21 protein-coding genes, 1 pseudogene and 1 riboswitch are annotated in these 24,557 nt (G+C 74.3%); of the genes and pseudogenes, 10 read left to right on the plus strand and 12 right to left on the minus strand.

Annotation, left to right across the window (positions count from 1 at the left end; translation table 11 throughout):
- Positions 1–132 precede the first annotated feature (132 nt).
- Positions 133–2,715 carry a rhamnogalacturonan lyase gene (locus tag CBZ_RS10075; RefSeq protein ID WP_130781431.1) on the minus strand — a complete coding sequence of 861 codons (2,583 nt, stop codon included), beginning with the start codon at positions 2,713–2,715 and terminating at the stop codon, positions 133–135.
- Between the two features lie 413 nt (positions 2,716–3,128).
- Here CBZ_RS10075 and CBZ_RS10080 point away from each other — a divergent pair, with 413 nt between their 5' ends.
- The 3 genes from CBZ_RS10080 to CBZ_RS10090 all read left to right on the plus strand — a co-directional run bounded on the left by CBZ_RS10080 (position 3,129) and on the right by CBZ_RS10090 (position 4,979).
- A complete protein-coding gene (locus CBZ_RS10080; RefSeq protein WP_130781432.1) occupies positions 3,129–3,332 on the plus strand; it encodes a cold-shock protein in 204 nt (67 codons plus the stop codon).
- A gap of 146 nt (positions 3,333–3,478) precedes the next feature.
- Positions 3,479–4,564, plus strand: coding sequence for a fatty acid desaturase family protein (locus CBZ_RS10085; RefSeq protein ID WP_130781433.1), 1,086 nt, complete (start codon positions 3,479–3,481; stop codon positions 4,562–4,564).
- Between the two features lie 211 nt (positions 4,565–4,775).
- The gene (locus tag CBZ_RS10090) at positions 4,776–4,979 is read left to right on the plus strand and encodes a cold-shock protein (RefSeq protein ID WP_013772579.1); all 204 of its coding nucleotides are present in this window, start codon (positions 4,776–4,778) and stop codon (positions 4,977–4,979) included.
- A 129-nt stretch (positions 4,980–5,108) separates the two neighbouring features.
- Here the strand turns inward: CBZ_RS10090 and CBZ_RS10095 are convergent, their stop codons facing one another.
- Complete coding sequence (locus tag CBZ_RS10095) at positions 5,109–5,516, minus strand: YchJ family protein (protein ID WP_130781434.1); 408 nt, start codon at positions 5,514–5,516, stop codon at positions 5,109–5,111.
- A gap of 171 nt (positions 5,517–5,687) precedes the next feature.
- On the opposite strand from CBZ_RS10095, the gene CBZ_RS10100 reads away from it, so the two are divergent.
- The gene (locus CBZ_RS10100) at positions 5,688–6,860 is read left to right on the plus strand and encodes a hypothetical protein (protein ID WP_218022747.1); all 1,173 of its coding nucleotides are present in this window, start codon (positions 5,688–5,690) and stop codon (positions 6,858–6,860) included.
- 64 nt (positions 6,861–6,924) lie between these two features.
- Here the strand turns inward: CBZ_RS10100 and CBZ_RS10105 are convergent, their stop codons facing one another.
- Positions 6,925–8,280, minus strand: a complete 1,356-nt coding sequence (locus CBZ_RS10105; RefSeq protein ID WP_130781436.1) for an FtsX-like permease family protein — start codon at positions 8,278–8,280, stop codon at positions 6,925–6,927.
- A complete protein-coding gene (locus CBZ_RS10110; protein WP_218022748.1) occupies positions 8,277–9,005 on the minus strand; it encodes an ABC transporter ATP-binding protein in 729 nt (242 codons plus the stop codon). The genes CBZ_RS10105 and CBZ_RS10110 overlap by 4 nt, the downstream gene beginning before the upstream one ends.
- A gap of 201 nt (positions 9,006–9,206) precedes the next feature.
- Here CBZ_RS10110 and CBZ_RS10115 point away from each other — a divergent pair, with 201 nt between their 5' ends.
- Positions 9,207–9,521 carry a type II toxin-antitoxin system VapB family antitoxin gene (locus CBZ_RS10115; protein ID WP_130781437.1) on the plus strand — a complete coding sequence of 105 codons (315 nt, stop codon included), beginning with the start codon at positions 9,207–9,209 and terminating at the stop codon, positions 9,519–9,521.
- Entirely contained in the window at positions 9,518–10,135 is a 618-nt protein-coding gene (locus CBZ_RS10120; protein WP_130781438.1) for a LytR C-terminal domain-containing protein, read from the plus strand. Before CBZ_RS10115 ends, CBZ_RS10120 begins: the two co-directional genes overlap by 4 nt.
- A 55-nt stretch (positions 10,136–10,190) precedes the next feature.
- Here the strand turns inward: CBZ_RS10120 and CBZ_RS10125 are convergent, their stop codons facing one another.
- Positions 10,191–11,501 carry a uracil-xanthine permease family protein gene (locus CBZ_RS10125; RefSeq protein WP_130781439.1) on the minus strand — a complete coding sequence of 437 codons (1,311 nt, stop codon included), beginning with the start codon at positions 11,499–11,501 and terminating at the stop codon, positions 10,191–10,193.
- 211 nt (positions 11,502–11,712) lie between these two features.
- On the opposite strand from CBZ_RS10125, the gene CBZ_RS10130 reads away from it, so the two are divergent.
- A complete protein-coding gene (locus tag CBZ_RS10130) occupies positions 11,713–11,961 on the plus strand; it encodes a hypothetical protein (RefSeq protein ID WP_130781440.1) in 249 nt (82 codons plus the stop codon).
- A gap of 346 nt (positions 11,962–12,307) precedes the next feature.
- Positions 12,308–13,519, plus strand: a complete 1,212-nt coding sequence (locus CBZ_RS10135; RefSeq protein WP_246013247.1) for a hypothetical protein — start codon at positions 12,308–12,310, stop codon at positions 13,517–13,519.
- Positions 13,520–13,603: 84 nt separating this feature from the next.
- Here the strand turns inward: CBZ_RS10135 and CBZ_RS10140 are convergent, their stop codons facing one another.
- The 4 genes from CBZ_RS10140 to CBZ_RS10155 form a co-directional block, all read right to left on the minus strand.
- Positions 13,604–15,766 carry a glycosyl hydrolase gene (locus CBZ_RS10140; protein ID WP_130781442.1) on the minus strand — a complete coding sequence of 721 codons (2,163 nt, stop codon included), beginning with the start codon at positions 15,764–15,766 and terminating at the stop codon, positions 13,604–13,606.
- Complete coding sequence (locus tag CBZ_RS10145; RefSeq protein WP_130781443.1) at positions 15,763–16,494, minus strand: efflux RND transporter periplasmic adaptor subunit; 732 nt, start codon at positions 16,492–16,494, stop codon at positions 15,763–15,765. Before CBZ_RS10145 ends, CBZ_RS10140 begins: the two co-directional genes overlap by 4 nt.
- On the minus strand, positions 16,491–18,215 hold the full coding sequence (locus CBZ_RS10150; RefSeq protein WP_130781444.1) for a glycosyltransferase family 2 protein: 1,725 nt from the start codon (positions 18,213–18,215) through the stop codon (positions 16,491–16,493). The genes CBZ_RS10145 and CBZ_RS10150 overlap by 4 nt, the downstream gene beginning before the upstream one ends.
- A 357-nt stretch (positions 18,216–18,572) precedes the next feature.
- Positions 18,573–19,517 (minus strand): LLM class F420-dependent oxidoreductase, encoded by a 945-nt coding sequence (locus CBZ_RS10155; protein ID WP_130781445.1) that lies wholly within the window; start codon positions 19,515–19,517, stop codon positions 18,573–18,575.
- 91 nt (positions 19,518–19,608) lie between these two features.
- On the opposite strand from CBZ_RS10155, the gene CBZ_RS10160 reads away from it, so the two are divergent.
- Entirely contained in the window at positions 19,609–20,265 is a 657-nt protein-coding gene (locus CBZ_RS10160) for a DUF1684 domain-containing protein (protein ID WP_246013249.1), read from the plus strand.
- A gap of 16 nt (positions 20,266–20,281) precedes the next feature.
- Here the strand turns inward: CBZ_RS10160 and CBZ_RS10165 are convergent, their stop codons facing one another.
- From CBZ_RS10165 to CBZ_RS10175, 3 genes are all read right to left on the minus strand, one after another.
- Complete coding sequence (locus tag CBZ_RS10165) at positions 20,282–21,214, minus strand: Fpg/Nei family DNA glycosylase (RefSeq protein WP_130781446.1); 933 nt, start codon at positions 21,212–21,214, stop codon at positions 20,282–20,284.
- A 37-nt stretch (positions 21,215–21,251) separates the two neighbouring features.
- Positions 21,252–23,174, minus strand: coding sequence for an AAA family ATPase (locus CBZ_RS10170; protein ID WP_130781447.1), 1,923 nt, complete (start codon positions 23,172–23,174; stop codon positions 21,252–21,254).
- 121 nt (positions 23,175–23,295) lie between these two features.
- The gene (locus CBZ_RS10175; RefSeq protein WP_130781448.1) at positions 23,296–24,102 is read right to left on the minus strand and encodes a tyrosine-protein phosphatase; all 807 of its coding nucleotides are present in this window, start codon (positions 24,100–24,102) and stop codon (positions 23,296–23,298) included.
- Positions 24,103–24,241: 139 nt separating this feature from the next.
- A riboswitch (SAM riboswitch) is annotated at positions 24,242–24,351 on the plus strand.
- A 15-nt stretch (positions 24,352–24,366) separates the two neighbouring features.
- On the opposite strand from CBZ_RS10175, the pseudogene CBZ_RS10180 reads away from it, so the two are divergent.
- A pseudogene (locus CBZ_RS10180) lies at positions 24,367–24,557 on the plus strand (hypothetical protein); the annotation flags it as partial.

Genomic DNA, 24,557 nt, shown 5'->3' on the forward strand with positions numbered 1-24,557 from the left:
CCCGGGGACCGGTCGGGGTCCCCGGGCGCTCCCGGTGGGGTGCGCCCGCCGGGGAGGAGTCCGGCGAGCGCACCGCTGGGCGGTCGGGCGGGTCGGCCGCGGTGAGCCGGTCCCGCCCGTCGGTCCGGCAGGTCAGTCGAGCATCGCGATCGCCTGCTCGGCCTGGTGGGTGAGAGCCGCGCGGGCGCCGTCGGACACCGTCGAGACCTTCGTGCGCGGCGTGAGGGCCCTGACGAACGCCTCGAGCGAGCGGACGGCGGCCTTCTCGTTGCCGTGGTCGGCCGCGACGTCGGCGGCCTTCACGGCGGCGAGCAGGACGACCCCGACAGGGCCGCGGATCTCACGGGCCTCGATGCGGGCCTTCACCGCGGACTCCAGCGCGTCGATCGTGCCCGGCGCCCAGAAGTCCGCGACGGGGACCTGCGTGTAGTCGGTGTCGGACGCGAGGTAGAAGCCCGGGTAGGACGGCTGGTTGTAGGTCGTCTGCTGGCGGGCGACCTCGGCGCGGTACTGCGGGTCGTGCATGAGGGTCGCGAGCTTGTGCGTGGTGACCTCGGTGGACACGAACAGCCGGATCGCGGACGAGTCGGCCGTGCGGACCAGGAGCTCCTCGCGCCAGTCGCCGAGGACGTCGGCGACGAGCGAGGGGTTGCCCTTGGTGCCGTTGTTCGAGCGCGTGCCCGTCGCGGTGAGCAGCCGGCCGCGGTCCCAGTCGTCGATCGTGACGTCCTGGTCGGCGGAGCCGTTGACGATCTGGGTCGTGCCGTCGGCGGCCCAGCGGATCGACTGGTTGGTGCCGGGGATCGGGCCGGGCGTCACGACGCCGGACGCCGAGTAGAGCCCGAGCGAGTTGGTGCCGCCGGGCAGGGACGCCCACGCCTCGATGCCGCGCGTGCCGGGCAGGACGTCGCCGACCATCGACCGGCCCGTGTCGCGGCCGGAGTAGACGCCGAACAGGACCTGGCCGGTCGCGGCGTCGCGCATCGCCATGCCGTAGGGCGCGAACGTGCCGCCCTCGTGCGCGGTGAAGATCTCCAGTCCGGGGCGGTCGGGGTCGATGTCGGTCACGTGCATGGCGTCGCCGTGCCCGAGCCGGACGACCTGGCCGGGGGCGGCGCTGCCCGCGGGGAGCGTGTCGAACGACGAGTAGAGCAGCGAGCCGTCGTCGTCGATCGTCGCGGCGCCGTAGACGAGCTCCTGCTTGCCGTCGGCGTCGACGTCCGCGACGGACAGCGAGTGGAAGCCCTGCGTGGTGAGGGTCGCGAACTCGGGGTCGGTGCCGTCGCGCCCGTGCGGGCCGTCGTTGAACGGGTTGGTCAGCGGCACGTGGCCGGAGTCGACGAACCAGCGCTCCTGCAGCTTCTTGCCGTCCCAGTCGTAGGCCACGACCGTCGAGCGCGTGTAGTAGCCGCGCGCGAAGACGGCCGAGGGGGTCTTCCCGTCGAAGTAGCCGACGCCCGACAGGAACCGGTCGACGCGGTTGCCCGGCTCGATGCGGGCCATCGCGTAGTCGCCCCACAGCAGGCCGTCGTCGTCGCGACCGGGCTTGTAGTCGATCGTCTGGAGCTCCTTGCCGGTGTCCCCGGCGAAGACCGTGAGGTACTCGGGGCCGTCGACGATGAAGCCCTCGAAGTTGCGCAGCACGTTGCGCGCGCTGCGGCTGGGCGCGTAGACGTCCATGAAGTAGTCGGTGAGCGCGCGGGCGTCGGCGTCGGACAGCGGGTAGGTGTACTGCGGCGCGATGCCGAACGCCTGCTCGAGGGTCGCGGGCCACTGGCCGGCCGTCACCTCGGTGCGGGTGCCCCAGCCCTTGAACAGCTCGACGACGTGCTCGTAGTAGCCCTGCTTGCTGAGCCGGTAGTCGGTGGTGTCGGTGACGCCGGCCTTGCGGTCGCGCTTCGCGATCGTCACGTAGCGCTCCGACTTGACCGACCCGTCGGCCCGGTACGTGGTGATCTTCGAGCCCGGGGCCGTCTTCATCATGAGCTCGGCCTTGCCGTCGCCGTCGAAGTCGTAGACGGGGAACTGCGTGTAGTGCGCACCGGCGCGGATGTTGACCCCGAGGTCGATGCGCCACAGCTGCGTGCCGTCGAGCTCGTAGGCGTCGACGAAGACGTTGCCGGTGTACCCGATCTGGCTGACGTCCTTGGAGTTCGACGGGTCCCACTTGACGACGAACTCGTACTGCCCGTCGCCGTCGACGTCGGCGACGGACATGTCGTTGGCCGAGTAGGTGTACGCCTCGCCGACGGGCGTGACCCCGTCGGCGGGCTTGTGCAGCGGGAGGTCGAGGGACGCCTGCGCCCAGGGGGTGGCGTCGGCGCCGTCGACCTCGACGCCGTCGACGACGGCCGCGACGCGGTAGGTCGAGGCGGCGGTCCCGGCGGTGTCGAGGTAGTTGGTGGAGTCGGCGACGGTCGCGACCTTGGCCCCGTCGCGGTAGACGGCGAAGTCGGGGCCGGTCTGGCCCGTGGCAGTCGCGCCGGTGACCTCGGGGGCGAGCAGGCGCCAGGAGAGGAAGACGCCCTCGCCGGTCACCGCGGCGACGAGCCCGCGGTCGAGCCGCTCGAGCGTCAGCCGGTCGGGTCCGTCACCGCCGTGGCCGGCACCCGTGGTGGTCGGTGCGGCGGACGCGGACGGCACGGCGAGGCAGCCGACGAGCAGGGCTGCGGTCCCGGTGGCCGCGATGCGGCCGTGGAGACGGGGAAGACTCATCCTTGAATCCTTTCAAAGCGCTACGGCTCCCCGGACGGCAAGAGCGGCCGGGGCGCCATTGCCCTCGGCCTGCCCGCGAACGTACCCCCGCCGCGCGTCCGAGTTGAACCCCCTGCGACGGATACGTCGGATTCCCCCGGTGGGAGCGCCACCACCCTGCGGAAACCGCTGTCCGACCGCGTTCTCCCCCGAGCGGCCGGGTCGTTCATCACCCTGTTGCCGACAGATCGGGCCCCGTGCCGTACGGTTGTCGGGTAGTCGCAGTGCATCGCTTGTCATGGCCGTCGCGGTTGACCCCGCGGCACGACGTTCTCGAGACACCTTTCTCGGCAGCGGACGGACGACACACCGTGATTCACCGGTCCCGGTTCGCCGGGGTTGTCACGCACCACACCGACAGAGAAGAGAGCATCATGCCCCTGGGCACCGTGAAGTGGTTCAACGCCGAGAAGGGCTTCGGCTTCATCGCCCCCGACGACGGCGGTCCCGACGTCTTCGCGCACTACTCCGCCATCGCGACGAGCGGCTACCGCTCGCTCGAGGAGAACCAGAAGGTCCAGTTCGACGTCACGCAGGGCCCCAAGGGCCCGCAGGCGTCGAACATCACGCCGGCCTGATCTCAGCGCCGTCCTGACCGGGCGCCCCGCACGTACGTGCTGGGGCGCCCGCGTCGTATACCCGGGTCCTCGTCGTCCGCCGTCGCGCACCCGTCGCCCGCCCTCCAGCACGCGACCGGCCCCCGCACGGGGCAGAGACGGACCCCATGAGCGACACCCGACCCGGCAGCACCGGCACCCGCACCGCCGAGCGTCCCCACCCCACCAGCAGCTTCACCGCGCTGACCCGCACCGTCCAGGAAGCCGGGTACATGCGCCGCCGCTACGGCTTCTACGCCGCGCGGCTGTCCGGCGCCGTGCTCGCCATGGCCGGGCTCGTCACCGCGATCCTCCTCGTCGGCGACTCCTGGTGGCAGGTGCTCGTCGCCGCCGTCGCCGCCGTCACCCTCACGCAGATCGCGTTCCTCGGCCACGACGCCGCGCACAAGCAGATCTTCCGGTCCGGCCGCGCCAACGACTGGGCCAGCCTCGTCCTCGCCGACCTGTTCGTCGGGCTCAGCCACGGCTGGTGGCAGCGCAAGCACACCCGCCACCACGCCAAGCCCAACCAGGTCGACGCCGACCCCGACATCGCCCTCCCCGTCCTGGCGTTCACACCCGGCGACGTCGAGAAGCGCCGCAGCCCGCTGTCCCGCTGGTTCCTCGCGCGGCAGGGCTGGTTCTTCTTCCCCCTCCTCCTGCTCGAAGGCCTCGACCTGCACGTCGCGAGCGTCCGCCGCCTCCTGCAGCGCGGCCCGCTCGAGCGCCGCTGGGTCGAGGCCGCGTTCCTCCTCGTGCGCCTCGGTGGCGGGCTCGCGCTCGTCCTCGCCGTGATGTCGCCCGCCAAGGCCGCCGTCTTCCTCGCCGTGCAGCTCGGCCTCTTCGGCCTCTACATGGGCGCGTCGTTCGCCCCCAACCACAAGGGCATGCCGCTCGTCCCCAAGGACGCGCGCATCGACTTCCTGCGCCGCCAGGTCCTCACCAGCCGCAACATCCGCGGCGGGCGGTGGCTCGACGTCGTCATGGGCGGGCTCAACCACCAGGTCGAGCACCACCTGTTCCCGTCGATGCCGTCGATCAGCCTGCGCCGCGTCGCGCCCATCGTCCGCGAGTACTGCGCGACCCACCAGATCCCCTACACGCAGGTGTCGCTCGCCCGGTCGTACGCGATCGTCGTGCGACACCTCAACACCGTCGGCCACGCCGACCGCGACCCGTTCGTGTGCCCCATGGTGGCCGCGCACCGCGTCTGACCACGCCCGGGAACGGCCCGCGCCGCAGATCCCTCCGACGGCGGGCTGCCGCTCGGCGCCCGTCTCGCGTAATCTCTCCCCGTAGTCGCGTTGTGTCGCCCGTCACGATCGCCACCCGGACCCTGGTCCGACGGCGTCAGGGAGGCCGCCGCGACCACCGGTCCCGGTTCCTACGGGGTTGTCAGTAACGCACGCCAGAGAAGAGAACGACATGCCTGTTGGCACCGTGAAGTGGTTCAACGCCGAGAAGGGCTTCGGCTTCATCGCCCCCGACGACGGCGGTCCCGACGTCTTCGCGCACTACTCCGCGATCCAGTCGAGCGGCTACCGCTCGCTCGAGGAGAACCAGAAGGTCCAGTTCGACGTCACGCAGGGCCCCAAGGGCCCCCAGGCGTCGAACATCACGCCGCTCTGACCGTCTCCGGACGCACTGCGCGTTGAGACCCCGGCCGTCCGCGGCCGGGGTCTCGTCGTTCCCGGGCACGACTCGGTGCCGTGGCTCGGGGCACGCCTGCGCCGCCCACCGCACCGCGCACGGCTCCGCTCACGGTCCGACGTCGCCGTCCACGTAGAACCACCGCCCGCCCTCGCGCACGAACCGGCTCGTCTCGCGCAGGGCCCCGCGCGCGTCACCGCTGCGGTACCGCGCGACGAACTCCACCGTGCCCGCGTCGTCGAACGGGCCGCCTGCGCGCACGTCGAGCACGTCGAGGCGCCGCCACACGACGTCGTCGTCGAGGTCGAGCGACACGGGCCGCGTCGAGGCGTGCCACGTCGACCGCAGGTACCCGGCGTCCCCCAGCGCGAAGGCCGTGTACCGCGAGCGCATGAGGGCCTGCGCCGTGGGCGCCGCCGACCGTCCCGCGAGGAGCGGGCCGCAGCACCCGCCGAACGTCTCGCCCGACCCGCACGGGCAGCGGGCGTCGTCGGGCAGGGCAGTCGTCGGGTCCATGCACCGGGGATATCACCCTGTGCGACCCGTTGTCGCGGGACCCCCCGGGGTCTAGGACGGGAGGAGCGGCCTGCGCACCGGGGCGACAGGCGCGACCCCGGCCCGCACCGCCCGGGGGACGGCATCGTGGGGGCGATCCGGATGGCACGTCGACGACTCCTGACGGCGTTGATGGCCGCCGCCCTGCTGCCCGCGGCGCTCGCCGCCGCACCCGCGACGGCCGCACCGCCGTCGCCCGCGGGCGCACCGGTCGTGACGGGGGGTGAGCACGGGCACGGGTCGTCGGCGTACCGCGTCGTCGAGCTCGGGACGCTGGGCGGGCCGCAGAGCGTGCCGCACGCGGTCAACGCGCACGGCCAGGTCGTGGGGGCGTCGCAGACCGCCGACGGCCGGTGGCATGCGTTCTCGTGGCAGCGGGGCCGGATGAGGGACCTCACGCCCGACGCGGAGAACGGCGTGGCGATGGACGTCAACGACGCCGGTCAGGTCGTCGTGCAGGTCACCGCCGTCGCGGGCGGTCCGACGATGTCCGAGCTGCGCAGCGGGCGGCGGACGGTCGTCCTCGGCGCCGTGTTTGCGCAGCAGGTCAACGAGCGGGGACAGGTCGCCGGTGGGGTCTACACGCCCGAGGGGCCCGCGGGCCCCAACGGCAACCCGTTCCTGTGGACGCGCGGGACCCGTGTCGACACCGGCCCCGTGCCCGGGTTCGCCGGTCCCGACAGCCGGCTGGTCGACCTCGACGACCGCGGCCGGCTGCTCGGGATCGGCCTGGGGCCGCAGAGCTTCGAGCTGGGGTACGTGTGGGCGGCGGGCACGTTCACGACGATCGGCGACCCCGACGCGTTCGGCGGCAACGGTGTGGTCGACCTGTCGAACACCGGCTGGGTGCTCGGCAACGCCTACGACGGCGGGCCGTTCCTGTGGCGCGACGGCGTGACGACGTGGCTCGGGCTGCCACCGGGCGTGTCCCAGGGTGACCCCGTGGCGGTCGACGAGCACGGGCACGCGGCCGTCAACCTGCGCCCGGACGCCGGCGGGCCCGAGCGGGCGCACCTGTGGGACGGGCGCCGGTACGTGCCGCTCGGCCCCGCCGATGCCGCCACGCACGCGATGGCGATGGACGACCGGCACCGCGTGGCCGGCGTCTTCACCCCGGCGGACGACCCGATGCGGACCAGCGCGTTCCTGGTGGAGCGCGGACGGTTCGTCGACCTCGGCGCGGGTATCGACGGGGTCGTCGCCGCGCAGGCGCTCGCCGGGCGCGGGTACGTGATGGGGACGGTCACGAGCCCCGAGGGGTTCGTGACGGCACTGCTGTGGACGACGGGGAGGACGCACAGCTGACCGCGGGTCGCGGGCCTGTGGCCGGTCGGCGCGGGCCGGTGGTCGGTCGGCGCGGGGCCGGTGGTCAGTCGGCGCGGACCACCGGCTCGGCGAGCACCGACCGCAGCAGCGGGCGGCTCGTCTCGGTCGCGGCCAGGACGAGCAGGCACCCGCCGACGAGGCAGCCGACGAGCAGCAGCGGGCCGCGCAGGTCGGCGAACGCGGCGGTCTTGAACAGCGGCATGAGCATGACGACGGCGACGAGCGCGGACCCGCCGGCGACGCGGACCATCGGGCCGAGGACCTCGCGGCGGCGCACGGCGTCGAGCAGCTCGACGGGTGTGCCGGCCAGGTGCGCGAGCGCGTACTCGCGACGGCGGTCCAGCACGGTCGACGCCTGCGCGATGCCCGCCGACACCGCCGCGAGGACGAACGCGATGACGAGCGTGAGCATCGCGCCCGTGACGAGGTCGGCGTTGAGCACGTCGACCAGCGGGTCGTCGCCCCCGCCCGAGGTGAAGGTCGGCAGGACCGCGAGGGCGCCCGCGACGAACCCCGCGAGCCCGAGCCCGCCGACGACCCTCCACGCCCCGCGCGGGTCGTCGGCGAGGCGCCGGGCGGCCAGCAGGCGGACGGGCGTGCGGGCGCGGCGGGCCTGGGACCGGCCGAGCAGCCCGAGCACCCAGGGGCCGACGAGGTTGAGCGCGCCGAACCCGGCGGCGAGGAAGCCGAGGAGGACCGCGACGAGCGCGGCCGCGAGCCGGCCCCCGAATGCCGTCACGACGGCGAACCCGACGAGCGCCACCGCGAGCACCACGACACGCACGACGCGCAGGCCCGGCGGGGTGGTGCGCCGCGCGACGCCCAGCGGCGACACGACGACCCGGCGCAGCGAGACGGCGCCGCTGACCGCCGCGAGCAGGGGCACGGCGACGACGGCCAGCACGACCCCGAGCGGCCCGACCCACAGCTCCCCGACGGTGAACGTGCCGCCCTGGAACGGCACGAGCGCCCACAGGGGCAGCAGCGCGACGTACCCGACGACACCGACGACCGCCCCGACGAGCCCCTGGGCGCACGTCTCGACGAGCGTCAGCGCCACGACCTCGCGCGGCGTCGCGCCGAGCAGCCGCAGCGTGGCGAGCCGCGCGTCCCGGCGCGCGACGCCCATGCGGGCCGCCGACCCGGCGAGCGTGAGCAGCGGGACGACGAGCAGGATGAGCGCGGTCCACGCGAGCTGGACGTACAGCATCCCGAGCTCGCGCTCGACGGCCGTCGCCGGGTCGGCCGCACGGGCCGCGAAGCCCATGAGCCCGCCCACGACCGACAGCGTGAGGGCCGTCGAGACCGCGAACGCGGTGACCGACAGCGCGGTCGTGACGCGCGTGTCCCGCCCGCCCGCGCGGCGCAGGCTCGGGGCGAGCGCGACGACCGCGTTCACGCCGTCCGCCGCTCGTCGACGACGCGCCCGTCGCGCACCTCGATGCGGCGCCCGCACCAGGCCGCGACCTGCGGGTCGTGCGTGACGACGACGAGGCACGCGCCGACCGACCGGGTGGCCTCGGTGAGCAGGCGCATGACCTCGTGGCCGTTGGTCTGGTCGAGCGCACCCGTGGGCTCGTCGGCGAACACGACGTCGGGCTGCGTGACCAGGGCGCGCGCGACCGCGACGCGCTGCGCCTGCCCGCCCGACAGCTCGCCGGGGCGCCGCCCCTCCAGCCCGGCGAGGCCGAACGCCGCGAGCCACCGCACCGCCAGGTCGGTCGCGTCGCGCCGCGACGTACCCTGCAGCATCGCGGGGAGCGCCACGTTCTCGACGGCCGGCAGCTCGGGCAGGAGCTGGCCGTTCTGGAACACGAAGCCGTAGCTCGTGCGGCGCAGCAGCGACCGCTCGCGCTCGTCGAGGACGTGCACGGGCCGCCCGCGCAGCGCGACCGTCCCCGCCTCGGGCACGAGGATCCCCGCGAGGCAGTGCAGCAGCGTCGACTTGCCCGACCCCGACGGGCCCATGACGGCGAGCGACTCCCCGTCGGCGAGGTCGACGTCGACGCCCGCGAGCGCGACCGTCTCCCCGAACCGCTTGACGAGGCCGCGGGCGGACAGGCGGGCGGGACCGGCGGCGCCGTCGACGACGGGCGCGGCTCCTCCGAGGGCAGGTGTGCTCATGCGTCCAGCGTCACGGACCGGGCCGCGCGGGCGCGTCCGCCTGAGGGCTCCGCTGCCCGGACCGGCGTCCACCCGCGGTGCGCTCCGGGCGCGCGTCGCCGTCCGACCGTGGTCGGACCCCCGTGCCGCCTGGCGGGTGATCCCTGTCCGGATGCGCGTCCGCGGCCCGCCCCGCCGTCGCCGCCACCTAGACTGCCCCCCGTGATCTTCAAGGCGGTGGGCGAGGGCAGGCCTTACCCGGACCACGGGCTCGAGACCCCCAAGCAGTGGGCCGAGGTCTCGCCGCGCGTCGTGCGGCTCGACGAGCTCGTGACGACCAAGCGGACCCTCGACCTCGACGCGCTGCTCGCGGAGGACTCGACGTTCTACGGCGACCTGTTCGCGCACGTCGTGCAGTACCGCGGGGTCATGTACCTGGAGGACGGCCTGCACCGGGCCGTCCGGGCGGCGCTGCAGCAGCGGTCCGTCCTGCACGCCCGCGTCCTCGTCGTCGAGACGCCGGTGGTCGCGCCGTGACGGACGTCGACCGCGCGCGGGCCCTGCGCCGCCGCCACGTGCACGAGCGGCAGGCCGTGATCTTCGGGGTCCTGCTGGCCGGTCTCGCGGTCGCGGGCCTCGGGGCGACCGCCGTGTTCACGGGCAGCGTCGACCTGCCGTTCATCGCCCGCGGGTTCAGCACTCCCCCGCCGGAGCCGGAGCCCGAGGCCGGCTACTGCCCGCCCGCGGGGGCCCTGCCCGTCGCGTACGGGCAGGTCACGGTCAACGTCCTCAACGGGACGTCGCAGGCCGGCCTGGCCGGCGCGACGGCGTCCGGGCTCACCGAGCGGGGCTTCGCGGTCGCGTCGTCGACCAACGCGGAGGACCCCTACTCGGGTGCGGCCCGGATCTCGTTCGGCCTGACGAACGCGGCGGCCGCCTTCACGCTCGCGGCGCACCTGGAGGAGGTCGACATGGTGCCCGCCGCGCGCGAGGACGGCGTGATCGACCTGACGCTCGGCGCGGACTACATCGCCCTCAAGCCCGTCGAGCAGGTCCTGCTCGACCCCGCCCTGCCCCTCGTCGGTGCGGAGGGCTGCCGTCCGCTGGACGAGGCGACGCCCGCCGCGGAGACGCCCGCCCCGCAGGGCTGACCGCCGGGAGTCCCGGGTCGGCCGGCCCTGCCGGGCGTCCCCACGGAGGGGACGGTCAGTGCGGTGCGGCGTCCGTCGCGGGCACCGACGCCGGGGTCGCCGGCTCCTGGCCGGTCCCGCGCCACCGGGCCAGGACCCGCATGAGGTGGTAGATCCCGATGGCGGCGGCGGTGCCGAGCGCGATGCCCTCGAACCGCAGCTCGCCGACGACCCACGTGTAGTTCGCGACGCCGATGACCAGCGCGATCGCGGCGGGCACGAGGTTGACGGGGTTCCCGAAGTCGACGCGGCCCTGGATCCAGATGCGGGCGCCGAGCAGGCCGATCATGCCGTAGAGCATGGTCGTCGCCCCGCCGAGGACGCCGTCGGGGATGGTCTTGATGAGCTCGCCGAACTTGGGCGACAGGCTGAGCACGAGCGCGCCGCCGGCGGCCACCCAGTACGCGGCGGTCGAGTAGACGCGGGTCGCGGCCATGACGCCGATGTTCTCGGCGTACGTCGTGGTGCCGGAGCCGCCGCCGAGGCCCGCGAGGGACGTCGCGACGCCGTCGGCGAGCAGCGCGCGGCCGGTCAGCGGGTCGAGGTCGCGGCCGGTCATCGCGGCGACGGACTTCACGTGGCCGACGTTCTCGGCGACGAGGACGAGGACGACGGGGACGAACAGGCCGAGGATCTCGACGTCGAACCGCGGCGCGGTGAACGGCGGCAGGCCGACCCAGGCGGCCTCGTGGAACCGCGTGAAGTCGACCTGGCCCTGCAGCAGCGCGGCGACGTACCCGACGAGGACGCCGACGAGGATCGACAGGCGGCCGAGGATCCCGCGGAACAGCACCGTGGTGAGGATGATCGCGGCGAGCGTGACCATGGCCGTCAGCGGTGCGAGCTGCACGGACGCCCACGCGACGGGGGCGAGGTTGAACCCGATGAGGGCCACGATCGCGCCCGTCACGACGGGCGGCATGACGACCTCGATCCAGTGCGCCCCGACGACGTGCACGAGCACGCCCACGCCCGCGAGGACGAGCCCGGTGACGAGGATGCCGCCGACCGCGACCGCCTGCCCGCCGCTCGCGGTCGCCGCCACGACGGGCGCGATGAACGCGAAGCTCGACCCGAGGTAGCTCGGCAGCCGGTTGCCCGTGACGAGCAGGAACGCGACCGTGCCGATCGCGGAGAAGAAGAGGGTCGTCTGCGGGGAGAAGTCGGTGATGAGCGGCACCGCGAACGTCGCGCCGAACATCGCGACGACGTGCTGCAGCCCGATCCCGACCGTCCGCGGCCACGTGAGCCGCTGCTCGGGGGCGACCACCTCGCCCGGCTGCACGTTCCGACCGTCCCCGTGCAGCGTCCAGCGCAGACCTGCCATCACCGCTCCTCGTCGTCCGCGACGGGCCGCCGGTGGCGCCACCGCGCCCGGGCCCGTGCCGTCGTGCGGCGGCCATCCGCGCAGCCGCCGCACGCAGCGTACGGCCGCACCGCCGCTCGACGGGCGGACCGTGGGCCCACGTGCCAGCGTGGGCGCTGAGGGGTGGCCCATCCCTCAGCGCACCGCCCGACCGAGACCGCGGGAGCCGACGATGACCGACGAGAAGGACGACGCCCCCTACGACCTGCCCGTGCCGACCGGGGTCGCACCCGGCGGGCACCCCGACCCGGTGGTGGGCACCGCGCCCACCGCGCAGCCCTCGCCGCACGAGGCCGAGGACGCCGGGGACGGCGACGTGCCCGACGAGTCGATCCCGTTCGCCTACGGCTACCCGGCGTCGACGACGCAGGGGGCGACGGGCGCCGCGCCCCCGCCGCCGCTGCGCCCGTACCAGGAGTGAGCGCCCGGCCCGTGTGACGGCCCGGTCCCGCGGCCTGCATGGCCGCGACCTGCGGCCGTGCCGCGAGCCGTGACGGTCGGCCGTGCCGCGGGCCGCGTCCTGCAGGTGAGGACGGGGCCCGCGGCGCACGCGTGCGGCGATAGCCTGACGACCGCCCGCCCCGTCACGGCCCCGGACGTCGTCCGGCCGGTCGTCCGCACCGCCGGAGGCCCTCCTGCACCGCCTGCTGCGTTCCCTGACGGCCGTCTGGGTCGCGTTCGTCGCCGTCCACGCGTGGCTCGCGTACCTCGGCGTCGTCCTCATCCCGCAGCGGGCGTTCTGGGACCTCGAGCTCTACCGGTACTGGATGTGGCTCGGCCTGCACGAAGGGCAGTGGCCCGTGCTGTCGGGCGACTGGGTGTACCCGGCGGGCGCGATCGTGCCGATGCTCGCCGCCGCTGTGGGGGGGACCGCGGGCGGGTCGGGGTACGCGGTCGCGTGGAGCCTGCTCGTCACGGCGCTCGACGCCGTCGCGCTCGGGGTGCTGCTGCACGCGCCGCGCCTCGCGCGGCCCGCCGGGTGGGCCGGGCGGGGCCACCCGCACGAGCCGCGGACCACGGCCGGCGCGTGGTGGTGGATCGCCTTCCTCGCCCTGCTCGGGCCGATCGCGATGGGGCGGCTCGACGCCGTCGTGGCGCCCGTCGTCGTGGTCGCGCTCGCCGTCACGCTCCGGCACCCGCGCGTGTCGTCGGTCCTGCTCACCGCCGCCGCGTGGGTCAAGGTCGCGCCCGGCGCGCTGCTGCTCGCCGTCGTGGTCGCCGCCCGGCGGCCCTGGCGGGACGTCGTGCTGCCCGCCGCCGTGGTCTGCGTGGTCGTCGTCGGCGCGGTGCTCGTCGGGGGCGGGGGCGCGCACGTCGCGTCGTTCCTCGGCGAGCAGGAGGACCGCGGGCTGCAGGTCGAGGCCGTCGGGGCGACGCCGTGGGTCGTCGCCGGGCCGTGGAGCGACGCCGTCGAGGTGTACCTCAACCAGCCGATCGTCACGTGGGAGGTGCGCGGGCCCGGCACGGACGGTGCTGCGGACGCCCTGGGGCTGCTGTTCTTCGTCGGGCTCGCCGCGTGCGCCGCGCTGCTGGTGTGGCGCCGGCGTCACCTGGGCGCCGGGTTCTGGTCCGACGCGGTCGCGCAGCGCGAGCTCGTCGTGCGCGGCGCGATGCTGCTGGTCCTCGCGACGATCGTCTTCAACAAGGTCGGCTCGCCGCAGTACGTCGGCTGGCTCGCGCCGCCCGTGGCCGTCGCGCTCGCGCTGCGGCTGCCCGGCTGGCGCACGACCGCGTGGACGGTCCTCGGCGTCGCCGCCGCGACGCAGGTCGTCTTCCCCTGGGGCTACGACGGCGTCGTCGCCGCGGAGCCGTTCGTCTCGCTCGTGCTGGCCGCCCGCAACGTGGCGCTCGTCGTGCTGCTGGTCCTCACCGCGCGCGCGCTGCTGAGGCCGCCCGCGCACGTGCCGCGCCCGCTCGACGCGCCGGTGGTCGACACCCCGGCCCGGACCGACCGGGAGCCCGCCCCCGACGCGGTGTGACCCGACGCGGGCACGCGGCCGGCACGGCGACGCCCGCCCCCGCGGGAGGCGGGGACGGGCGTCGGTGGACCGGGCGGTCCGGGGCTAGCTCGTCGGCGGGTGCGCCTGCGCCGCCGCGATGAACGCGAGCATCGACGCACGGGACGTGCCGTCGTCGATCGCGTCCTCGGACAGGCCGACCGCGGTCTCCCACGCGGCTGCCGCGTCGTCGGGACCCGCGAGCGCGGAGTACGTCACGACGTAGTCGGCGAGCGGCCCGGTGAACCCGGACTCCTCGACGGCGGCCCGGATGCGCTCCGGGTCGACGCCGGTCGCGAGCGACCTCTGCACCGGGCCCATGGGGATGAGCTGGATGCCGAGGATCGCGCTGGGCTCGGGGCTGAACCACGTGGCGTAGTCCCGCTTGGCACCCCAGTTCAGCGACAGCACCTCGTGGCCGAACCCGTCGAGGACGGGGTCGTCCAGGTCGGGCGCGGTCCAGTAGGCGCGCGCCGCAGCGGCCTCGGTCGACGCGAGCCAGGCGGCCTGCGTCTGCAGGTCGTCCTGCCCGGACGCCTGCGCCCACAGGCCCAGGCCGTTCCACGCGTTGACGGCCTCCGAAGACGACTCCTGGTTGTTGCCGTCGGCGAACGGCGACGTGCCGGACGCCCACGAGTGCCCGAAGTACGGGTCGAACGCCCGCAGCTGCGGCAGCTCGGCGGTGGCCGTCGGGGACGCGATGTCGGCCCCCAGCAGGTCCATCACCGGGGCGAGGTCGGCGGCGAGCGCCTCGTCGCCCTGCGCGAGCAGGCCCGCGGCGGCGAGCAGGTAGCCGTAGTGGAAGTGGTGGTCGTTGAGCTCGTCGGAGCCGAAGGACGGCGTCAGGCCGATCGCGGACCGGGCGGCGGCGTCGTACACGAAGCACCGGGCGTCGCGCTGCGCGCAGCCGTCGGGCTGGGTCCACTCGCGCAGGGCGTCCGTGGTGCGGGTGCGCAGGTCGGCCACGACGTCGTCGGCGCCGACCTGCTCGCCGAGCGTCACGAGCGACGCGGCCCGGAACAGGGCCTTGCCGCCGAAGTACGTGTCCGACGGGAACGCCTCGGTGGCGGCGACGTCGGCCGTGAGGGCCTCGACGATCGCGGTCCGCTGCGTGTCGGGCACGCCGTCGAGGTCGAGGCCGCCCGTGGCGGGCACGGTCGGCGCGAACGACGTGAGGTGCGACCCGGCGCACAGCTCCAGGGAGCCGTAGACCGACGGGTAGGTGCCGAGCCCGCAGCCCTCGCGGTCCGGCTGGGTGCCGGTGCGGTGGTGCGGGAGCAGCACGTACGCGCTGGGCGACCCGCCGGCGGTGTTGTACGTGAGGGTGGTGCGGGCGATCTCGTCGTCCACGCCGTAGGTCACGTCGACGCCGGTCACCGGGTCGGCGGCGGCAGCCGCGAGGGTCGCGGCGGCGTCCGCGTCGGCGTCCTGCGGCACCGGGTACCAGGTGACGCTCTGCCCGGCGGCGAGGGTCGTCCTGCCGGGGTCGGAGCCCGCAGGCCCGACGAGGGCCCACTCGGTCGTCCCGACGGTCACGGTGGCCGGGCCGTCGTCCGCGGCGGAGGCGAACGAGCCGCCCTGCGCCGAGGTCTGCACGGTGAGGTCGGCGACCGCCGTCAGGCTGACGAGCGGCGACCCCTCCGCGAGGACGACCTTGCCGAGCACGGCCCCCGACGCGTCGAGCAGGTCGACCGTCACCGACACGGGGTCGGCGGCGCTGACCTGGGCGGACGCGGCGCCCGCGTCGACCGTGACGGCCGGCACGTGCGGCCCGACGATCGCCTTGTCGCTCGTCACGGGCTCCGGCAGCCCGAGCGTGAAGCCCGCGTCCGTCAGCCTGAACGAGACGGGCTGCGCGAACACCGGCTGCGGCTCGTCGCCGAACACGAGCCCGCTGTACCAGCGGTTCGTCGGCGGCACGAGGCCGTCGGCGAGGCGCACGGGGTCGATCTTCGCGACCGACGCCTGCTCGACGCCCGCGGTGAGGGCCGCGGTGTCGGCGTCGGGGACGCGGGCGTCGGGCGGGCCGACGACCGGTGCCTCCGGAGCCGAACCGGGGCCGCCGCCCTGCGCGGACGAGCCCCGGGGGGCCAGCACCGCGACGACGACCCCGACCGCCACGACCACGGCCGCGACTGCCGCGACGACGACCACCACCCGACGGTGTCGCGGCGCGGCGGGCTTCCCCGCGGCCGGGATGGGCAGGTGCTGCGTGGTCGGTGCGGTCATCCGAAGATCCCTTCGATGTACGTCGTGACACGCTCGGCGGTGCGGGTCACCACCCCGTCGTTCTCGAGGTGGAGCTCCGCCGTGACGGGGGTGCCGACCGAGACGAGCCCGTTCTGGGTGCCCTCGACGAGGTCGTCGCCCGTGATGGTGATGAGGGCCTGCGCCTCGCCGCCGACGGTCTGCACGGCCGTGCGGTCCACACGTGCCGCGATGGTGCGCTGGTTGGGCAGGACGACCGTGACCTCGGCGTCGTCGGGCACGCGGGCGTACTCGGCGGCGGTCAGGGTGTACTCGGCCTGCACGAAGAGGGTCCCGGCGCGCTGCACGGTGGCGAGCTGCGCGGCGGTCTGGACGAAGGTGCCCCGCTCGGAGGCGATGTCGGTGACGATGCCGTCGCCGGTCGCGAGGATGACGAGGCGACCCTCGGCGTCGATCTGCGTCGCCTCGGTCGCCTCCTTCGCGAACCCGTTGCGCACGTCGTACTGCAGCGCGGCGGAGTCGATGACGAACAGCGGGTCACCGGTCTTCACGGTGTCCCCCTCGTCGACGCTCTGGTCGACGACGAGGCCTGCGTAGGGCGTGCCCACGGAGTAGGTCTTGGCGAGGATCTGCGCGGAGTCGCTCGAGGCGACCCCCTTGGTCTCGTTGAGCTGGTAGGTGGCGAGCGCGGCGATCACCGCGACGACGACCACCCCGATGAACAGTCGGATACGGCTGGCCCAGGTCATGCGACACCTCCGGTCGATGCGGTCTGCGGTGCGGCAGCCTCGTCGCGGCCGGTCGTGCTGCTCCTGCGGGCGTCGCGGCGGCGCTCGGCCTGCGCGGCGAGCCGCCCGCGGTGCCCTTCCTTCCAGGCGGTGACGACGAACCCGCCGAGGATGAGGGTGTTGGTCGCGTTCCACGCCAGCGCGAGGCTGAAGTACCCGTTGCTGAGGTCCTTCCACACCCCGACGACGGTCGTCAGGAGCAGGAACACGAAGAACAGGACCTGCGGCATCATGAACGCGAACGGCGACCGGTAGGCCCCCTTCTGGCCGGTCACGTGCCACTTCTGGTCCTTGCGGAAGATCGCGTTGACCAGGGCCCGGGTGTAGATCGGGAACGACACCGACGCCAGGAGCAGGACCTCCCAGCGGAACGAGCCGAGCGTGTAGAACGCCAGCACGATCTGCATGACGTAGAACCCGGCGTAGAACAGCAGCCACTCGCCCGTGGTGAGCGTGAGGTTCATCGGCGTCAGGTTGAAGTAGATCTGCAGCGGCGGGACCAGGAGCAGCAGGAGCGGGGCGATGCCCGTCAGGTAGTGCGTCGCGGTCACGGTGTACTGCAGCCGCTGGTCCATCGTGAGCTTGCGCTTCGGCGACAGCGGGTTGTGGGTGAGCATGATCTCGAACCCGCCCGTGGCCCACCGCAGCTGCTGCTTGGTGTACGCCTCGACGGTCTCGGGGGTGTCGCCGACGGCGAGCGTCGTCGGGATGTAGACGGTCCGCCAGCCCTTCTCGTGCAGCATGAGCGACGTCCACACGTCCTCCGACTTCGAGTCGGAGTAGATGCCGCCGACGGAGTCGATCGCGGCGCGGCGGAAGATGACGTTGGTGCCGACGCAGAACGCGGCGTTGAACCGGTTCCGGCCGGGCTGCACGAAGCGGTAGAACACGGCCTGCATGTAGCCGGCACCGCGGGAGATGACCGAGTTCATGTTCCCGTACGTCTGCGGCGTCTGGACGAACGCGACGTCGTCGGACGCGAAGAACGGCACGGTCTCGTGCAGGAACGTGGGCAGCGGCACGAAGTCCGCGTCGAGCACGACGAAGAAGTCGCCGCGCGTGAGGGACAGGGCGTGGTTGACGTTGCCCGCCTTCGCGCCGTTGCTGGACAGCCGGCGGATGTAGCGGGCACCGAGCTGCGCCGCGAGGTCGCGGACCTCGTCGGAGCGGCCGTCGTCGAGCACGTACGTGTCGTGGCGGCCGTGCATCGCGACGGCCGCGGTGACGGTCTTGCGGATGGTGTCGAGGTCCTCGCCGTACGTCGTGATGTACACGTCGATGTCGACGGGCCACTCCTGGAGGTACATCCGCCAGTCCTGGGGCCGCTTCTCGGCCTTGTCGCGGATGATCTCGGTGAGGTCGTAGAGCCGGTCCTGCGCGAGGTGGAACGCGAAGTTGCGCGGGTTGTGCCCGCTGGACATCACGGTCCACATGGACAGCAGCGCGTGGCCGATGAGGACGGTCTCGGCGAGCATGACCATCGAGTACGGCAGCCAGTCGCCGCGGTTGGCGGGGTTCAGCAGGAAGACGGCGTAGACGAGGATGCCCGTCGAGGCGAGCAGGACGAGGAGCAGCAGCGACGGGCTCTGCGCTTCCTCGCTCTCGGGCCGGCTGGTCGGTGTGATGCGGTCGGACTCGGTCCTCCGCGGCTCGATCACGAGCCTGTCGAACGTGGTTGCCACGTGGCGCCCCCTGGTGGTCGTCCGGTCGAGCGGAGGGTGTTCTCTCACCACTCCGTTGCGACGGCGACGCTGGCGCCCGGCGCACAGAGGCGGGGTGCCGCGGGAGCCATGGTGCGCGGGTGGCTCCCGGCGGGCGTCGCCGCCCCGTGAATGACTCGAACGTACGGAGGCATGCCGGATGTGTCCACGCACGTCCGATGTGCGCCAGGTCACAAGCCGGACGACACGGGGCGAACGGGAGGTGTCGCACGCCGGTCGAAGGCCAGGTGGGAGCGCGTGCACGGGGCGGTCGGGGGGCGCCGGAACTGCTCACCCCGTGCACGCGGGGGTCTCACGCGTCGAGACGAAAACGGATGATCAGGGCAATCGAGGCACGACCTCGCGCGCCACCAGGTCCAGGTGCTCCAGGTCGTGCAGGTCGAGCACCTGCAGGTACACGCGCGACAGCCCCTGCTCCCCCAGCCAGGCCAGCCGGTCCACGACCTCGTCGACCGTCCCGGCGACGCCGTGCTCACGCAGCTCAGGCACCTCGCGGCCGATCGCCGCGGCCCGCCGCGCGAGCTCCGCCTCGTCCGTCCCGACGCACAGCACGAGCGCCGCCGAGCGCACCAGGCTCTCCGGTGCGCGTCCCGCCTCCGCGAGCGCGCGGTCGACGTTCGCGAGCTTGTCCGCGACCTCGTCGAACGCCGGGAACGCCAGGTTGAACTCCGCCGCGTACCGGGCCGCGAGGGCCGGTGTGCGACGCGGCCCGCTGCCGCCCACGATCACCGGGACGCCCGCCCGCGCGGGGTCGAGCGGCGACGCCTGCACCGGCTTGGGCAGCGCCGGCGAGTCCGTCAGCGTGTAGTGCGCGCCCTCGTGCGAGAACGTCTCCCCGACCGGCGTCCCCCACAGCCCCGTGACGACCGCGAGCTGCTCCTCGAGGATCCCGAACCGCTTCTCCGGGAACGGGATGCCGTACGCCGCGTGCTCCTGCGCGAACCAGCCCGTCCCCAGCCCCAGCTCGACGCGCCCGCCCGACATCTGGTCGACCTGCGCGACCTGGATCGCCAGCACGCCCGGGTGCCGGAACGTCGCCGACGACACCAGCGTGCCCAGCCGGATGCGGCTCGTGTCGCGCGCCAGGCCCGCCAGCGTGGTCCACGCGTCCGTCGGCCCCGGCAGGCCGTCGCCGCCCATCGTCAGGTAGTGGTCGGAGCGGAAGAAGGCGTCGAAGCCCAGGTCCTCCGTGGCCTTCGCGACCGCGAGCAGGTCGTCGTACGTGGCCCCCTGCTGGGGCTCGGTGAAGATGCGCAGATCCATGCCCCCACCCTCACACGACCGCCCGCGAACCCGCTCCCGACCTGCCCGTGGAGCGCGGGCCGCCGCCCGGCACCCGTGCGAAGGTGGACGGGTGCCCCACCGACCGCTGACCCCGACCGCCCGCGCCGCCGACGTCCTCGCGGTCGCCGACTGGCGGCGGCGCGTCGCCCAGACGTACGCGGACGTCCGGCGCATCGCCCACGAGGACCCGGAGTCCGCGCACGCCGTGTGGGTGCAGCGTCGCGACGAGCTGTTCGCCGAGCACCCTGCCTCGCCGCTCGACGGCGCGACCCGGGCCGCGTTCGCCGGGCTCGACGTCGCCCGCTACGACCCCGCGTTCCGGTTCGAGGTCGAGATCCGGCCGGGCGAGTCGCAGCGCCTCGACATCACGACCGGCACCGACGGCGTCGTGCCGTTCGAGCGGATCGGCACCGTCGACCTGCCGGACGTCGGGACGCTCGCCGTGTGGGCGCTGCGGTCCTACGCGGGCGGCCTGTTCCTGCCCGTGCGCGACGCGACGTCCGGGCAGCCCGGCGGCTCGTTCGGCGGCGGGCGGTACGTCCTCGACACCGTCAAGGGGGCCGACCTGGGCACCTCGCACGGGCTGCTGGTCGTCGACCTCAACTTCGCGTACAACCCGTCGTGCGCGTACGACCCGGACTGGGCGTGCCCGCTCGCGACGCGCGCGAACACGGTGCCGGTGCCGCTGCCGGTGGGCGAGCTCGTCTTCCCGCTGCCCGAGGCCTGAAGCCTGAGGTCTGAGGTCAGGACTGGCAGGACGGGCAGAAGTAGAGCTTGCGCCCCGCCATCTCCTCGACGACCACCGGGGTGCCGCACACCCGGCACGGCAGGCCCGCGCGGCCGTACACCCAGTGCCGCTCGGTGGGGTCCGTCAGCGCGCGCGCCCGGCCGTCGTCGTCCAGGTCCTCGCGCGTGAGCATGACGCCCGTGCGGATGCCGTCGGGCAGCAGCACCGCCCAGTCGTCCCACAGCGCCCGCGCGACGTCCCGCGGGACCCGGCGGCCGGGGGTGTGCGGGTCCAGCCGGGCGCGGAACAGCAGCTCGGCCCGGTAGATGTTGCCGATCCCCGCGACGACGGTCTGGTCCATGAGGAGCTGCCCGACCGCGACGCCGCGCGACGTCAGCCGGTCCACGACGACCGCACCCGCCGCGTCCAGGTCGTCGGTCGACGCCGGGTCCGGACCGAGCCGGTCGACGACCGCCTGCGCCGCGACGGGGTCGAGCACCTCGCACGCCGACGGCCCGCGCAGGTCCGCGACCGACTGCGCGGTCGCGAGCCGGACCCGCACCGCACCGACCGGCTCGGGCGGGAACGTCGCGACCAGACCGCCCTCGTCGGCCGGGCTCTCGCGCTCGTCCTCGCCCATCCGCACGGCCCGGCGCAGCCGGGGCGCGCCCATGCTGCCGCGGGCCTCCTGGCCGTCCACGACCGGCGAGATCACGCCGTAGAAGTCCCACGCGCCGTACAGGCCCAGGTGGACCCGCAGGACGTCACCGCCGTCGAACGTCGCGAAGAGCTGCTTGCCGACGGCCGCGGTCTCGACGAGCGCACGGCCGTCGAGCCGTGCGGCCCCCGCCGCGAACCGGCCTTGCGGCGAGGACACCGCGAGCGGGTGGCCGACGAAGTCACGGCCGAGCTGGCGGGCGATGCGGTGGACGGTATGACCCTCGGGCACGGTCGACCACGCTAGCCGAGCCCGCCGACGTCCACCGCTATGCGACCGGCCCGCTCGCCGGGGACACGACGGGCACCGCGCCGGCGGGGCGCACGGGCTCCTCCTTCGCGAGCTGCGGCACCGCGTCGGCGGCGCGCGTCGCGGCCTCGTGCGCGGACACCAGCACGTCCGTGATCTCCCGGCCGATGAGCTCGTGCCGCTCCAGCAGGGCGTCGCGCAGCGCCTCGACCAGGTACCGGTGCCGCGACAGCAGCCGGCGGACCGTCCCGCGGGCGTCCTCCAGCACCGCCTCGAGCTGCTCGCGCGCCCGGCCGTCGGAGATCACCGCGTCGACCAGTGGCTTCTCCGTCGCCATGAACGACACCAGCGACCCCGTCATCCCGGCCGCGCCGACCATCTGCGCGGCCGTCCGCGTCGCCGCCGCGAGGTCGCTCGCCGGACCCGTCGTCGTCTGGCCGAAGAACAGCTCCTCCGCGACCCAGCCGCCCATCGCGATCTGCACCAGGGCCCGCAGGTCGCCCTGCGACCGCGTCCAGACCTCCTCGCAGTCACCGTGCGCGAGCAGGCCCAGCGCCTCGCCGCGGCGGATGATCGTCAGGACCTCCAGGCTGCGGTTCGGGGCGACCAGCCACGCCGTGACCGCGTGCCCCGCCTCGTGCGTCGCGATGAGCTCCTGCTCGGCGCGCGTGTACCGGACCGGCTGGCCGATGCCCACCATCTCGGTGATGCGGGCCGTCTCGACGTCCTGGAACGACATCGTCGTCTGCCCGCGCCGCAGGGAGTTCACCAGCGCCTCGTCGAGCAGGTGCTCGATCATCACGGGCGTCCAGCCGTTCGTCGACGCCGCCACCCGGTCCCGCACGACGGGGTCGTCGAGCTCGGGGTCGTGCGAGCGCTTCGCCAGGAAGTGGTCGACGAGCGCGCGCCGCCCGAACGCGTCCGGGGAGGCGAACGTCAGCCGGCGGTCGAACCGCCCCGGGCGCAGCAGCGCCGGGTCCAGCGAGTCCGCGCGGTTCGTCGCCGCGATGAGCAGGATCGGCGCCTGGCCGGGGCGGCGCTGGCGGATCTGCCGGTGCGCGGGCAGGAACAGGTTGACCAGCGCGATCAGCCGGTTCACCGCCTTGTCGGTGCCTGTCGGCTCGTCGAACGACTGCATCTGCACGAGCAGCTCGTTGACGACGCCACCCGTGCCCTCGCTCGTCATCGCGTGCGTCACGACGCCGTGCGCGCCGCCGAGCGCCCCGGCGCCCCCGTGCGTGCCGGCGGTCGACCCCAGCACCGACGCCGCCGACGACGACCCGAGCAGACCCCCGCGGCGCAGCGCGATCGCGTCGATCTCCTCGATGAACCCGATCGCCCCGCCCTCGGCACGCGCCGCCTTGCGCAGCGCCCGGAAGTACGCGCGGATCTTGCGGGCCGTCGCGCCGTAGTACATCGACTGGAACGACGTCGCCGAGACGAACAGGAACGGGACGCCCGCCTCCTTCGCCATCGCCTTCGCCGTCATCGTCTTGCCCGTGCCCGGGGCACCCTCGAACAGCAGGCCGCGCCGCGGCGTCCCGCCCATCTGCTCCGCGAACTGCCGGTGCGTCTGGAACAGGTCGATCGACCGGCGCACGTCCTCCTTCACCGGCTCGATGCCGATGACGTCCGACAGCCGCACGTCCACCTGCTCGGGCCGGTAGACGACGTGCGGCGAGCGCGCGGTGCCGACCTGCATGCCCACCATGAGCAGCAGCAGCGCGGCGAAGAACAGCACCGGCACCAGGACCAGCGGGTCGATCGCCGGCATCGCGGGGACGATGTCGCGCCCCAGCAGCGCGCTGACGATGACGTACACCTCGGCGAGCAGCACCACGGCCGCGAGGCGGTAGACGCGACGCCGGCGCATGCGCTCGCGGTCCAGGGCGATGTCGTGCGCACCGCGTCGGATGGGGGAGACCAGCTCGTCGTCGTGCACGCGTACGCCTTCCGTCGGGACCGGTCAGCCCATCGTCAGCGTCGCCCGGGACCGCGGCAACATCGGACATTCCGGACCACCCGAACGGACCAACCGGGCGAACCCGGCGCGACGGTCCGGGTCAGGCGTCCGCGCGCAGCGTGCGCCGCAGGGCCTCGACCTCGACCGCGCCCAGGCCCAGGCCGTCGGTGAGGTACCCGTCGAACGACCCGAACCGCGCCGCCATCGTGTCGAGCGCCGCCCGCAGGTAGTCGGGCCGCACCTCCAGGAACGGGACCAGCAGCGTCGAGTCGCCGCCCGCCGCGTCGAGCTGCGCGAGCAGCGGCGCGAACGTCGCACGCACCGCCGGGTTGACCGCGAGGAACTCGTCCATCGCGCCGTCCTCGTCGACCCCGGCCGCGAGCAGCAGGACCGTCGCCGCCCAGCCCGTGCGGTCCTTGCCCGCGGTGCAGTGGAACAGCACCGGCGCCTGCTGCGCGTCGAGCACCGTGCGGACGAGCGTCGCGTAGCCCGCGAGCGCCGCCGGTCCCTGCACGAGCCGCCGGTACGTCGCCCGCATCTGCTCGGCGACGTCCATGCCGTCGAGCGACTCCAGGAGCGCCGCCGGGCGGGTCAGCAGCGTCGCGGCCTGCGTCGCCGCGGCCTGCGGCAGGTCCGCGAGCACGTCGAGCTCGACGAGCCGCGCGCCCGCCGGCGGCCGGTCGGGCCGCACCTCCCGCTCGGCGTCGGTGCGCAGGTCGACCACGGTCCGCAGGCCCAGGGCGGCGAGCGCGGGGTCGTCGGGGGCCGCGTCGGACGTGAGCTCCGCGGACCGGAAGACGACGCCGCGCGCGACCGTCCCGCCGTCCGCCGTCGCGCGTCCTCCCAGGTCACGCAGGTTCGTGACCGCGCTGGCGGTGAGGACGTGCGCGTCGCCGGTGTCCGTCATAGGCGTGATCGTGGCACCGGGCGTCGGCGTCCGACCACCCCGACGCGCGGGTCCGGGTCCGCCCGCGGCGTGTCCGCAGTGCGAGATCACCGGGGCAACCCCTTGTCGCAGGGCGCGCCGCTGGTAGAAACCGCGCCCAGGTCACGAGCACCAGCACCCAAGCCCCGGCTCGCTGGTCAGCAACCCCTCCACGACGGGGTGCTCCGGGAGATGACCCGGCCGCGCCACCCGGTGCGGCAAGCGTGCACGTGAAGGAGCAGCACCATGAGCCAAGCCAGCACCCCGTCCGTCGTCGCCCTCGTCGGCAACCCGCGGCCCGCGTCCCGGACCCGCGCCGCCGCCGAGCACGTCGCCGGACGGCTCGCCCCGCACCTCGGCGCCGACCCGGCCGGGCCGGCGAGCGCCGCCGTCACGACCGTCGAGCTCGCGGCCGTCGCGGGCGAGCTGTTCGCCGC

Source organism: Cellulomonas biazotea (assembly GCF_004306155.1).
Classification (GTDB): domain Bacteria; phylum Actinomycetota; class Actinomycetes; order Actinomycetales; family Cellulomonadaceae; genus Cellulomonas; species Cellulomonas biazotea.